Source organism: Nonomuraea sp. NPDC005650, assembly GCF_040605375.1.
Lineage (GTDB): Bacteria > Actinomycetota > Actinomycetes > Streptosporangiales > Streptosporangiaceae > Nonomuraea.
Window position 1 is genome coordinate 298321 of sequence record NZ_JBEXCR010000003.1, and the last position, 12235, is coordinate 310555.

Below are 12235 nucleotides of genomic sequence, written 5' to 3' on the forward strand. Positions count from 1 at the left end.
TCTGCTCCCCTGCCGTTCAGCGTCCTGACACTCAGTCTGGCGCGTCCCCGACAGGAATTCAACAGTTGATGAAAAGATCCGCGCCATCCAGATCCCAGGCGGGCTCGACCCCGACGCCCAGGACGGCCAGCGCCGTCGGTCCCACGTCGACCAGCCGCGGCTCGCCGAGCGGGCGGCCGCCCAGGTCCTCCTCCAGCCGGTTCGCGATCACGAACACCGTGCGCTCCTCGTCCGACGTCCCGCCGTGCCCGCCCTCGTCCACGTGCCCGTGGTCGGTCGTGACCAGCACCGTCCATCGCTCGCCGGGGTACGAGGACCGCCCCCGGACCGCGTCGAGCAGCCGGCCCAGGTAGGCGTCCTGGGTCTGGAGCGCGTCGAAGTACTCGGTGCAATGCGGGCCGAGGTCGTGGGCCACCTCGTCGGTGTCGCCCAGGTACACGAAGACGGCGTCGGGGTCGGCCGCCGCCAGGTGACGCTCGGCGGCCTCGGCGATCTGCCTGTCGGCCTCGGCCCAGGAGCCGAAGCCGTAACCGTCCAGGACGAACCGGTGGTCGATGACCGGGCTGAACGCGCCGTGCTCGTCCAGCGCCGCCCAGGAGAAGAACGCGGCGGTGCTCAGCTCCGGCCGGGCATGCTTCGCACGAGTCAAGAAGTCCGGAAATTTCGTGAAACGGGGGCTGGCGAAGCCGTTGTCCACCACGCCGTGTTTGTCCGGCCAGACGCCGGTCGCGATCGACGACCAGCCGGGGCCCGAGTCCGTACGCGACGCGATGACGCGCCCGCCCGGCTCGGGGGCCTTGGGGACGACCTGGCCGGGCGACTCCGTACGCGGCGTTCCCGCCTCGCCGTAGGGGAGCTTGCTGGTGCCGTACGCGCCGGAGGACATGAGCGAGCCCAGCACGGGCGCGCCCAGGGCCTGGAGCCGGTCGAACCGCAGGCCGTCCATCCCGACGACGAGCACCTTGTTCCGCTTAGTTAGGGACATCCCCCTATCTAAGCGGCGAAAGGCACCTAAGGGGCGAAACGCCGCACCCAGTCAGCCGCCCCCGGGAGGATCTCCTCGACCGGGGCGACCTGCGGATACCAGGTGCGCTCCCACTCCAGCGACACCCATCCGTCGTAACCGGCCGAACGCAGCAGCTCGCCCGACTCCTCCAGCGGCACCGAGCCCGTCCACATGGGCACGGGCGTGGTGTCGGTGGCCGAGACCGCGTCCTTGACCTGGACGTAGGAGAGGTACGGGCCCAGCGCGGCCAGCGTCTCGACCGGAGGCTCGCCGTGGCGCCACGGGTGCAGCAGGTCCCAGATCGCGCCGGTGGTCTCGGGGCAGCCCGCCTCGGCCAGCAGCCCGGCCACGGCGGCGCCGGTGGCCATGTGGTCGTGCGTCTCGACGAGGACGCGGACGCCGAGGGCGGCGGCCGTACCGGAGGCGGCCTTGAGCCGGCGGGAGCCGACGGCGGGATCGTCGCCGCCGGGGAACACGCGCACCGCGGGAGCGCCCAGGTCGGCGGCGAGCCGGAGATCGGCGAGGAGCGCTTCGACGACCGGCTCGTCCGGTCCGGGCTCACAGACCTTGACATATCCGGCGAGCGCGGCGATCTCCAGGCCCGCCCGCCCGACCCGCTCACGCACCGAGCGCCGTTGCGCGGCGTCGAGGCCGCCGTGGACCCCGGTGTCGGGGTGCAGGCGCAGCTCAAGACCCTGGCAGCCGCCGCCGGCCGCGATCCCGATCGCCCTGTCCAGCCCCTCGCCGGGCATGCCCAGCGTGCTGACGGCCAGCTTCACGCCATCCTCCGTACGCTCTCTCGCAGCACGACCTCGCCCGCGACCTGCTCGACCACGACCGTGTCCGTCTCACCCAGCGCGAGCTCCAGCGCCCGCGCCCCCATGTTCGTCAAGGGCAGCCGCACGGTCGTCAGCGCGGGCACGTGGTCCCGCAAGGTGACGATGTCGTCGAACCCGGCCACCGAGACGTCCTCCGGCACCCGGACCCCGCGCTCCCTGTAGGCCGCGAGCGCCCCGACCGCCATCACGTCGTTGACCGCGAACACGCAGGTCGCGTCCTTGACCTGCTGGGCCGCCGCGTAGCCGCCGTCGCGGTCGAACGGCCCGTGGATCACGTGCGGCGCGGGCAGCCCCAGCTCCTCCAGCGCCCCGGCGAACCCGGCGCACCGGTCGGCCGCCGTCACCAGGTGCGGCGGCCCGGCCAGCACCGCGAACCGGGTGTGCCCGAGCCCGGCCAGCGCGCGGGCCAGCTCGGCGGCGCCCTGGCGGTTGGCGGGCGCGACGGTGTCGACGCCGAGGAGGTCCTGGCCCACGCAGGCCGCGCGCCCGCCGCCCGACTGGTAGCGGGCCAGCTCGTCGCGCAGGCGGCCGGTGACGGCGGGGTCGGCGACGCGCGAGCCGACCAGCAGCACCGCCCGCACGCGCTGGGCGTGCAGCGTGGCCACGTAGGCGATCTCCTGCTCGGGGTCGCGATGCGTGGTGCCCACCATGACCAGCAGGCCCTCGGTCGCGGCCGCGCGCATCGCCCCGTCGGCCAGGGCCGCGAAGTAGGGATCGGTCAGGTCGTGGACCACGATGCCGATGACGTTGCTGGCCCCGCGGGCCAGCGTCTGGGCGGCGATGTTGGCACGGTAGCCCAGCTCGTCCGCGGCCTGCTCGACGCGCGCCCGCAAGGTGGCGCCCACCTGGCGGGTGCTGCCGTTGAGCACCCGCGAGGCGGTCGCCAGCGAGACGCCCGCCTGCTTGGCGACGTCCTCAAGCGTGACCACGAGACCTCCCCGGAAAGCGGTTTCCAGTCTGCCAGATCAGCACCTGGATCCGCATCCTCGCACGTCTCAGGCCCAGGGGAACAGGATGTCCAGAATTCCCTTGCTCTCCTTGGTGGGCGTGGGCGCGGGCGCCTGGGTCTGCGGCGCCTGGGTCTGTGGCGCCGGCGCCTGGGTGGACTTCGACTCCGGCGCCTTGGTCGACACCGTGCTGTCCGTCGTGTCCGTGTCGTTGTCGCCGCTGGCGGGCGACTCGTTCTGCGGCCTGCGGGTGGGCCTGGTGCTGGCCTTCGCCGTCGGCTCGCCGATACGCGTGTTCGTCGGGCGGGCCGAGGGCTCGCGCGTGTGCCGGGCCGCCCGCGTGGGCGGGGTCGTGGCCGGGGTATCGGACTCAGTATCGGTCGGCTCCGGGGTGTCCGTATCCTCGGTCCCGGGAGACTCCTCCTCTTCCGAGGGCGTGTCCTCGGGGGCCGCCGACTCGGACGGGCGCGTCACCTCTCCCGCGCTGGCGCACTGACCGCCCTTGCAGGGGTCGTCGGAGGAGTTGCCCGTGAGCATGAAGCCGGCGCCCACGCCGACCAGCACGACCGCGGCCGCGACCACCAGCAGCTTCCTGGTCCGGCGGCGCACCTCGCCGTCCTCGCCGTCGCGACCACCGCCGCCGCCGGAGCGGCTGCCCGAGCGCCCCTGCGGGCGCTTCTCGTCCGCGTCGTCCGTCCAGCCCGAGCCGAGGAAGCCGCGCTTGGGCCGGTCGTCGTCGCGGTCGTCGTCGAACCCGGAGTCGTAGCTCCGGTCCAGCGGCAGGTACGGGTTGTCGTCGTCGATGCGGTGGGGGCCGCTGGCCCCGCCGAGCGTGTCATGCGGGCCGCTTGGGCCGCCCAGGTCGTTGGCGCCCAGGACGTCGTGGGGACCGCTGGCGCCGCCGTACACGTCATGGGCGCCGCTGGGCCCGCCGTACACGTCGTGCGCGCCGCTGGGCCCGCCGTACACGTCGCGGTGGCTCCCGTCGAGCGGGTCGCCGGCCGCGTAGACGTCGCGCTTGCTCCCGTCAAGCGGGTCGCCAGCCACGTAGACGTCACGCGAGGGCCCCACGTCGAGCGGGTCGCCGTACAGGTCGCGCTGCCCGGAGTCGAGCGGGTCGCCGTAGAGGTCGCGCTGACCCGGGCGGTCGAGGGGGTCGCTCTGTCCGCCGAGGACGTCGTGCGGGCCGTCGTCGAGCAGGTCACGACCGCCGATGAGCTGCGGCTCGCTCTTGTCGAGCGGAAGGATGTAGGTCTCGTTGCCGACGACCTGGATGGCGGGCTGCTCGTCGGTGTCATCGGTGCTCCACCGCGGGGACAGCACGTCGCCCGTCAGGTCGGGGTTTAACGACCTCCCCTGCCCTTCCTCATAAGGCCTGTCGTTCTCGTCGCGCGCCACGATGAACCTCTCTAGTACGAATTCGGACCGCGCCCTTTCCTAGCAGACCCAACCATCACTTGTCCGGAAATTTCACATGTTTCCCTAAAACCACTCTCCGTAACATTCGTCACTCTAGGCGATGAACAGCGCGCTGTTGGTGAGCCGACAAGCCCCCTGGCAGGGGGTTTGACCACGGAATTCACCCGCGCGGGCACGCTCCGGCGTCGCGCGGCGCGGCGGACCACAGGCCGCCCGGACCGCGTCCGGGCGGCCTGTCAGGAGTCAGAGACAGGGGTTGGTGCTGGAGTCGACGACCTTGTCCTTGAGCGAGTCGGGGATCGCCGACACGACGCGCACGCCGGGCCAGTCCGCGCCGATGACGAGCTGGATGACCGGCCCGCCGGGGGCCGCCGCGGCGGCGGCCCTGACCTTGTACGGCTGCGTGGTGATCGGCCGGACCTTGCCGGCCACGGGCGTCCGCTTCTCCTTCGACAGCCGCGCCGCCACCGCGTCCCCGTAGGCGGGCCCGTCGGCGGTGTCCTTCTTCGCGTACCTGAGGGCGGTCTTCGGGGTCGCGGCGACGTTGCCGACCTCCGTGACCACGAACCCCTGCGCGGCCAGCTCGTCGGCCACCCTGAGCGCCTTGCCCTGCTCCCCCGTGCCGTTGAGCACCTGTACGCGCACCTGGCCGTTGTCGATCTTGGGCGCGGCGGACTTGCCGAGCGTGGGAGCGGCGGTGACCTCGACGTCGTTGCGCACGCTCTCGAAGAAGTCGCTCGCGGCCGGCTGGCTGAACTGCACCCGGTTCTTGTCGGCCGGATAGGGCTCGGTGGGCACGGTGATGCCCTTGAGCTCCTTGGTCGTCAGGCCCTTGACGCTGTAGGCGATGTCCAGCATGCGGTCGAGCGTGAGCTGGTCGTCCAGGGTGACGGCCTTGGCGCCGGCCAGCAGGAACGCGTTCAGCTTGGCCGGGTTGGTCAGCAGGCCGCCGTCGGTGACCGCCTCCAGCACCTTGGTGAGGAAGACCTGCTGCCGCTGGATCCGGCTCAGGTCGCTGCCGTCGCCCAGCGCGTACCGGGTGCGTACGTAACCCAGCGCCTGCTCGCCGTTGACCACGTGCCGGCCGGCGCCGAGCACCAGCTTCGCCTTGGGGTCGTTGACGGCCTTGGGCAGGCAGATCTCGATGCCGCCGATGGCGTCGATGATGCCCTTGAAGCCGGTGAAGTCGACCTTCACGAAGTGGTCGATCCTGATGTTGGTGAGCGACTCCAGGGTCTTGATCGTGCAGTTGATGCCACCCTCGTTGAAGGCGGCGTTGATCTGGCGCAGGCCGCCGGGGATCACGGCGCCGGCCCGGCTCTTGCACTCCGGGATCATGACCATGGAGTCGCGCGGGAAACTGATCATGGTGGCCTTGTCCCGGTTCGGGGAGATGTGCAGCAACATGATCGTGTCGGTGCGCTCGCCGATCTCCTTGAGGTTGGGGCCGTACTTCTTGTTCTCGCCCGCCCGGGAGTCGGAGCCGACGAGCAGCACGTTGAGCGCGCCGGTGTCCGGCGGACGGCTGCCGACGACGATGGGCTCGCGGGGGATCTCGCCCTCGATGCGCCGGTAGTACGCGTACGCCCCGATCGAGCCGGCCACCAGCACCAGCGTCAGCCCGATGCCGACCCACCCCAGCGTGGAGACCCGCCGTCGCGGGCCACGCTCACGCCTCCTGCGCCGCGGCGGAGCATCCACCACGTGTTCCGAACTCTGCCTCACGCGCCCCCCTTCACCCACCCCAAAAAGAGAAACGCGTCGCGCCAGCCGGCTACGCGTAGCTCACCGAGCTATCGATGATTCCAGGACTGTCGCTCCTTGCAGATAAAAGTGGCAATGCTCGGGGCTGCCACTGTTGCGTGCCGGCGAGGGCTCCATCCAAAGCACGCAAACCCAGGGCGTCGCCACGCAGAGTGACGCCATGATGACGTTCATGCTGTTGACCGAGATGGCACCCCCTCCAGGCGCCCAGGAGCTGGCCGGGCTGCGGGCCAGGGCCAGGACCGCCCGCCGCCGGGCCTTCGTCGCCCTCTCCGCCTCGATCGCGCTGCTGGCCACCGCCCAGTTGCTCGCCGACCGGGCGCAGACGAGGGAGCAGACGCTGCCGCTGGCCGTGCTGTCGCTGGTGGTCTTCGCGGCCGCGGTGCCCGCGCAGGCGATCACCCAGTACGTCTGGGGCACCCACGCCCGGCACGTCCGCCACAAAGAGCGCGAGCTGTACGCCGCCCCCCGCACGGGACGCGTGCGCCCCCTCAGCAGGCTGGTGGTGGCCTGCGGCTGGGCGGTGACGCTGCTGCTCGGCTGGACGGCGCCGCGCTTCTTCCGCGAGGCCGCCCTGTACGGCTTCGCCGACTCCCTGGGCTGGGCCACCGAGGCGCTGGCGCTGATGAGTCTGGCGACCGGGGTGTTGTTCGTCCTGTGGTGGGCACGTGACGCGCTGGGGACACTGGCGCGCGCCCTGCGGTCGGGTGGGTCACCTGGCGATCCGTGGGACCCCGGCCACGGCGGGCGCCGGAGAGAGGGCGCGGCGCTCTGGACGGTCGCGGCCGTGGCGGTCGCGGCCCTGGTCGGAGCCCGCGCCCATCTCTGGGAGCCGGCCACCACAGTCGTCTACGCCTTGCTGACCGCAGCCCTCGTCTGCGGAGTAGTTACTGACGAGTAGCATAGGCACGGAACCCTATCAACGAGGAGCGAATCCGTGCCTTCCTCTCGTGACGTCGTGTTCGTCGACGGCGTGCGCACGCCTTTCGGCAAGTCGGGGCCGAAAGGGCTGTACGCGGAGACCCGCGCGGACGACCTGGTCGTCCGCGTCATCCGCGAGCTCGTCCGGCGCAATCCCAACCTGCCCCCCGAGCGAGTGGACGAGGTCGCCATCGCCGCGACCACGCAGATCGGCGACCAGGGCCTGACCATCGGCCGGGCGGCGGCGGTGCTGGCCGGGCTGCCCAAGAGCGTGCCCGGTTACGCGATCGACCGCATGTGCGCGGGCGCGATGACCGCGGTCACCACGGTCGCGGGCGGCATCGCGTTCGGCGCGTACGACGTGGCCATCGCCGGCGGCGTCGAGCACATGGGCCGCCACCCGATGGGCGAGGGCGTCGACCCGAACCCGCGCTTCCTGTCGGAGAAGCTCGTCGACCCGAGCGCGCTGGTCATGGGCATGACGGCGGAGAACCTGCACGACCGCTACCCGGGCATCGACAAGCGGCGCGCGGACGCGTACGCGGTGCTGTCGCAGGAGCGGGCGGCCAAGGCGTACGCCGACGGCAGGATCCAGCCCGACCTGGTGCCGACCGCGATCAGGACGGCCGAGAAGGGCTGGGGCCTGGCGGTCGAGGACGAGGCGCCGCGGCCCGGCACCACGATGGAGGGGCTGAGCACGCTCAAGACGCCGTTCCGGCCGCACGGCAACGTCACGGCGGGCAACTCCTCCGGCATCAACGACGGCGCCACCGGGTGCGTCGTGGCCGCCAAGGAGGTCGCGGACGAGCTCGGGCTGGGCGCGAAGATGCGGCTGGTCTCCTACGCGTTCGCGGGCGTGGACCCCGAGGTGATGGGCGTGGGGCCGATCCCGTCCACGGAGCGGGCGCTCCGGCTCGCGGGTCTGGATATTTCGGAGATCGGGCTGTTCGAGATCAACGAGGCGTTCGCCGTCCAGGTGCTGGCGTTCCTCGACCACTTCGGGATCGCCGACGACGATCCCCGCGTGAACCAGTACGGCGGCGCGATCGCCTACGGACACCCGCTCGCCTCCTCGGGCGTGCGGCTGATGACGCAGCTCGCGCGGCAGTTCAGCGAGCGTCCCGACGTGCGGTACGGCATCACCACCATGTGCGTCGGCATGGGCATGGGCGGCACTGTGATCTGGGAGAACCTCGCATGAGCAACATCGACACCTGGCGGTCGCTGCTTGGCGAGCGCGACCCCGACGAAGTCGTCACCAAGGCGCTCGTGCGCGACGTCCAGCTCCCCGGCGGCGCGGGCACGATGGCGCTGATCACGCTGGACAACGGCTTCGACCACACCAAGCCCAACACGTTCGGCCCGCTCGGCCTGTTCGCGCTCAACGGCGCGCTGTCGGAGATCGCCGAGCGCACCGACCTGGCCGCGGTGGGCGTGACGGGCAAGCCGTTCATCTTCGCCGTCGGCGCCGACCTCAAGGGCGCGGCCGCCCTGTCCACGCGCGAGGAGGCGCTGGCCATCGGCGCGCTGGGCCACCACGTCTTCCGCAGGCTGGGCGAGCTGCCGATCCCGTCGTTCGCGTTCGTGAACGGCGCCGCGATGGGCGGCGGGCTGGAGGTGGCGCTGCACTGCACGTACCGGACCATCTCCTCGGGCGTGCCCGCGGTGGCGCTGCCGGAGTGCTTCCTCGGCCTGGTGCCGGGCTGGGGCGGCACGCAGCTCCTGCCCCGCCTGATCGGCCCGGCGAAGGCGATCAAGCTCGTCATCGAGAACCCGCTCTCGCAGAACCGCATGATCAAGGGCAAGGAGGCGTACGAGCTGGGCGTCGCGGACGCGATGTTCGAGCCCGCCGACTTCCTGGAGGAGTCGCTGCGCTGGGCCGCCCGCGTGGTCAAGGGCGAGCTGGCCGTGGAGCGGCCGGCTCACGACGAGGACTGGGAGAAGGCGGTCGCCGACGCGCGCTTCCTGGTGGACATGAAGCTGCGCGGCGCCTCGCCCGCCCCCTACCGCGCGCTCGACCTGATCGCCCAGGCCCGCACGGCCTCCCGCGACGAGGGCTTCGCCGCCGAGGACGAGGCGCTGGCCGACCTGCTGACGGGCGACGAGCTGCGGGCCGGGCTCTACTCGTTCGACCTGGTGCAGCACCGCGCCAAGCGGCCCGCGGGCGCGCCGGACCGGTCGCTGGCCCGCAAGGTCACCAAGGTCGGCGTGGTGGGCGCGGGGCTGATGGCCTCGCAGATGGCGCTGCTGTTCGCGCGCCGCCTGGAGGTGCCGGTCGTGCTGACCGACCTCGACCAGGCCCGGCTCGACAAGGGCGTCGGCTACGTGCACGCCGAGGTCGACAAGCTCCTCCGCAAGGGCCGCGTCTCGGCCGACCAGGCCAACCGCCTCAAGGGCCTGGTGACCGGGTCGCTGACGAAGGACGCCTTCGCCGACGCCGACTTCGTGATCGAGGCCGTGTTCGAGGACATGGCGGTCAAGAAGCAGGTGTTCGCCGAGGTGGAGGCCGTGGTCTCGGCCGGGTGCGTGCTGGCCACGAACACCTCCTCGCTCTCCCTGACCGAGATGGGCGCCGGGCTGGCGCACCCCGAGCGGCTGGTCGGGTTCCACTTCTTCAACCCGGTCGCCGTCATGCCGCTGCTGGAGATCATCCGCGGCGCCGCGACGGACGACGCGACGCTGGCCACGGCGTTCGCGGTGGGCAAGTCGCTGAAGAAGTCGTCGGTGCTGGTCAAGGACGCCCCCGCGTTCGTGGTCAACCGGCTGCTGACCTGCTTCATGGGCGAGGTCGTGGCGGCCGTGGACGAGGGCACGCCCCTGGAGGTGGCCGAGCACGCGCTGGACGGGCTCGGGCTGCCGATGTTGCCGTTCGCGCTGCTGCAGCTCGTCGGCCCGGCCGTCGGCCTGCACGTCGCCGAGACGCTGCACGGGGCCTTCCCCGACCGCTTCGGCGTCTCGGAGAACATGGCCAAGCTGGTCGCCACCGGCAAGCCGGGCGTCTACGCGCCCGACTTCACGCTCGACCCGGAGGCGGTGGCCCTCTTCTCCGGCGGCGCCTCACCCTCCACCGCCGAGCAGGTACGCGAGCGCGTCCTGAAGGCGCTGGCCGGGGAGATCCGCATCATGCTGGACGAGGGCGTGGTCGCCGCGCCGCAGGACATCGACCTGTGCATGATCCTCGGGGCCGGCTGGCCGTTCCACCTGGGCGGGATCACCCCGTACCTGGACAGGACCGGCATCGCCCAGCCGCGCTTCCTGCCGCCCGGCGTGGCCTCGGTGCCCGCCTGAATCCTTTTGGGAGGCCCGCGCGGCGGGCCTCCCAAACCCTCACCGGGCTCCGTCGTAGCGTTGAGTACCGTTCAACGGACGGAGAGTAATCATGATGAGAGCACTCGGCGGCCTCGCCCTCTGCGGAGCCTTCCTGCTGGGCGCGTCGTCGCCCGCCTCGGCCACCCCGCACCCGAGGGTGCAGCTCAAAATCGTCGACGCGATCAAGGGCGGGGAGACGAAGACGGCCTGGCTCCACTGCGGGCCCGTGGGAGGCAGCCACCCGAGGCCGCGCGCGGCCTGCCAACTGCTGCAGAAGGTCAACGGGCACCCCGGGCAGCTCAACGTCACGCCGGACGCCGTCTGCACGAAGGAGCTGCGGCCGCACGCCGTCGTGGTGGCCGGCCGCTGGCACGGCAGGACGGTGAACTGGGCCAAGGTGTTCAGCAACGGCTGCATGATGAAGGCCGCGGTGGGATCGCTCCTCTCGCTCTGATCCGCTGGGGGGTGGGGCGCGTACCGCTCGGGGCGCGCCGCCCCTCAGCCGTCGACCTTGACCCTGAGCTGCGCCGCCCTGCTGTGGCGGTAGCCGTAGACGAAGTAGATGACGACGCCGACGATCATCCAGACCAGGAACCTCAGCCACGTCTGCACCGGCAGGTTGAGCATGAGGTAGAGGCAGGCCAGCACCGACACGATCGGCAGCACCGGCACGAGCGGCGCGCGGAACGCCCTCGGCAGGTCGGGCCGGGTGCGCCGGAGGATGATCACGCCGATCGAGACCACCACGAACGCGAAGAGCGTGCCGATGTTCACCAGCTCGGCCAGCTCGCCGAACGACACGAACCCGGCCAGCGCCATCGTCACCAGGCCGATGATGACCGTGAGCCGGGCCGGCGTGCCGAAGCTCGGGTGGACCTTGGCCAGCGGGCGCGGCAGCAGCCCGTCGCGGCACATCGCGAACAGCACCCGGGCCTGGCCGAGCAGCAGCACGAGCACCACGGTCGTCAGACCGGCGATGGCGCCGACGCTGATGATCGCGGCCAGCCAGCCGTAGCCGACCGCGGTGAACGCGTCGGACAGCGGCGCGGAGGTGCTGAGCCGGTCGTAGCGCTGCATGCCGACCACGACGAGCGAGACGGCCACGTACAGGCCCGTGCAGATGGCCAGCGAGCCGAGGATGCCCCGCGGCACGTCGCGCTGCGGGTGGATGGTCTCCTCGGCGGCGGTGGCCACGATGTCGAAGCCGATGAACGCGAAGAACACGATCGCCGCGGCGGAGAAGATGCCCATCACCCCGAACGCGACCGGCGAGACGCCGAACAGCACCTGGATCAGCGGCGCCTTCAGCCCTTCCACGCGCGCCGAGGACACCGCCTCGGGGATGAACGGCGTGTAGTTGGCGGCCTTGACGAAGAACAGCCCGGCCACGATCACCAGCAGCACGACCGCGATCTTCGTGACCACCAGGATGAGGTTGACCCGCGAGGAGACCTTGATCCCGATCACCAGGATCGTGGTGAGGATGAGGACGATGAGGACGGCCGGCACGTTCACCACGGGGTTGTCGCCCGCGATCGAGCTGGGGAGATGGACGCCGGCGGACGCCAGCATCGCGGCGAAGTAGCCCGACCAGCCGACCGCCACCACGGCCGCGGCCAGCGCCAGCTCCAGGGTCAGGTCCCAGCCGATCACCCAGGCGGGGAACTCGCCCAGGGTGGCGAAGGCGAAGGTGTAGGCCGAGCCGGCGACCGGGATCGTGGAGGCGAACTCGGCGTAGCACAGGGCCGCCAGCCCGCAGACGACGCCCGCGACGACGAACGAGAGCGCCACCGCCGGGCCGGCCACCTCCCTGGCGACCTGTCCCGTGAGCACGAAGATCCCGGTGCCGACGATCACCCCGATGCCGAAAACGGTCAGATCGGTGGCCGTCAGGCGTTTGCGCAGCTGGTGCTCCGGATCCTCGGTGTCACGGATCGACTGCTCGACGCTCTTCGTGCGAAAGATGTCCACGCCCGGTGATCCTTCCCACGCCCTGAGTGATCATGCGTGGCCGGGAATCGCCCCGCCGA

General features: G+C 71.6%; 10 protein-coding genes. 4 read left to right on the forward strand and 6 right to left on the reverse strand.

The window, feature by feature from the left end; all coding sequences use genetic code 11:
• Positions 1 to 58: 58 nt before the first annotated feature.
• The 5 genes from ABZS69_RS06875 to ABZS69_RS06895 form a co-directional block, all read right to left on the reverse strand.
• Positions 59 to 985, reverse strand: a complete 927-nt coding sequence (locus ABZS69_RS06875; RefSeq protein WP_355367729.1) for an alkaline phosphatase family protein — start codon at positions 983 to 985, stop codon at positions 59 to 61.
• A gap of 26 nt (positions 986 to 1011) precedes the next feature.
• Positions 1012 to 1785: a sugar phosphate isomerase/epimerase gene (locus ABZS69_RS06880; protein WP_355367732.1), complete on the reverse strand. Its 774-nt coding sequence runs from the start codon at positions 1783 to 1785 to the stop codon at positions 1012 to 1014.
• Positions 1782 to 2774, reverse strand: coding sequence for a LacI family DNA-binding transcriptional regulator (locus ABZS69_RS06885; protein ID WP_355367735.1), 993 nt, complete (start codon positions 2772 to 2774; stop codon positions 1782 to 1784). Before ABZS69_RS06885 ends, ABZS69_RS06880 begins: the two co-directional genes overlap by 4 nt.
• A gap of 66 nt (positions 2775 to 2840) precedes the next feature.
• A complete protein-coding gene (locus tag ABZS69_RS06890; RefSeq protein ID WP_355367738.1) occupies positions 2841 to 4190 on the reverse strand; it encodes a hypothetical protein in 1350 nt (449 codons plus the stop codon).
• A 264-nt stretch (positions 4191 to 4454) separates the two neighbouring features.
• Positions 4455 to 5936, reverse strand: coding sequence for an LCP family protein (locus ABZS69_RS06895; protein WP_355367741.1), 1482 nt, complete (start codon positions 5934 to 5936; stop codon positions 4455 to 4457).
• A 211-nt stretch (positions 5937 to 6147) separates the two neighbouring features.
• Here ABZS69_RS06895 and ABZS69_RS06900 point away from each other — a divergent pair, with 211 nt between their 5' ends.
• The 4 genes from ABZS69_RS06900 to ABZS69_RS06915 all read left to right on the forward strand — a co-directional run bounded on the left by ABZS69_RS06900 (position 6148) and on the right by ABZS69_RS06915 (position 10659).
• Complete coding sequence (locus ABZS69_RS06900; RefSeq protein ID WP_355367744.1) at positions 6148 to 6876, forward strand: hypothetical protein; 729 nt, start codon at positions 6148 to 6150, stop codon at positions 6874 to 6876.
• 57 nt (positions 6877 to 6933) lie between these two features.
• Positions 6934 to 8097 (forward strand): acetyl-CoA C-acyltransferase, encoded by a 1164-nt coding sequence (locus tag ABZS69_RS06905; RefSeq protein ID WP_355368316.1) that lies wholly within the window; start codon positions 6934 to 6936, stop codon positions 8095 to 8097.
• Entirely contained in the window at positions 8094 to 10184 is a 2091-nt protein-coding gene (locus tag ABZS69_RS06910) for a 3-hydroxyacyl-CoA dehydrogenase NAD-binding domain-containing protein (protein WP_355367747.1), read from the forward strand. The genes ABZS69_RS06905 and ABZS69_RS06910 overlap by 4 nt, the downstream gene beginning before the upstream one ends.
• A gap of 91 nt (positions 10185 to 10275) precedes the next feature.
• Positions 10276 to 10659, forward strand: a complete 384-nt coding sequence (locus ABZS69_RS06915) for an SSI family serine proteinase inhibitor (protein WP_355367750.1) — start codon at positions 10276 to 10278, stop codon at positions 10657 to 10659.
• A 44-nt stretch (positions 10660 to 10703) separates the two neighbouring features.
• On the opposite strand, the gene ABZS69_RS06920 is transcribed toward ABZS69_RS06915, so the two are convergent.
• Entirely contained in the window at positions 10704 to 12176 is a 1473-nt protein-coding gene (locus ABZS69_RS06920; RefSeq protein WP_355367753.1) for an amino acid permease, read from the reverse strand.
• Positions 12177 to 12235: the final 59 nt, after the last annotated feature.

What these genes read in the sequence shown, in the direction of transcription:
- ABZS69_RS06875 (WP_355367729.1), bottom strand. Translation starts at nt 985, where the DNA reads ATGTCCCTAACTAAGCGGAACAAGGTGCTCGTCGTCGGGATGGACGGC.
- ABZS69_RS06900 (WP_355367744.1), top strand. Translation starts at nt 6,148, where the DNA reads ATGCTGTTGACCGAGATGGCACCCCCTCCAGGCGCCCAGGAGCTGGCC.
- ABZS69_RS06910 (WP_355367747.1), top strand. Translation starts at nt 8,094, where the DNA reads ATGAGCAACATCGACACCTGGCGGTCGCTGCTTGGCGAGCGCGACCCC.
- ABZS69_RS06915 (WP_355367750.1), top strand. Translation starts at nt 10,276, where the DNA reads ATGATGAGAGCACTCGGCGGCCTCGCCCTCTGCGGAGCCTTCCTGCTG.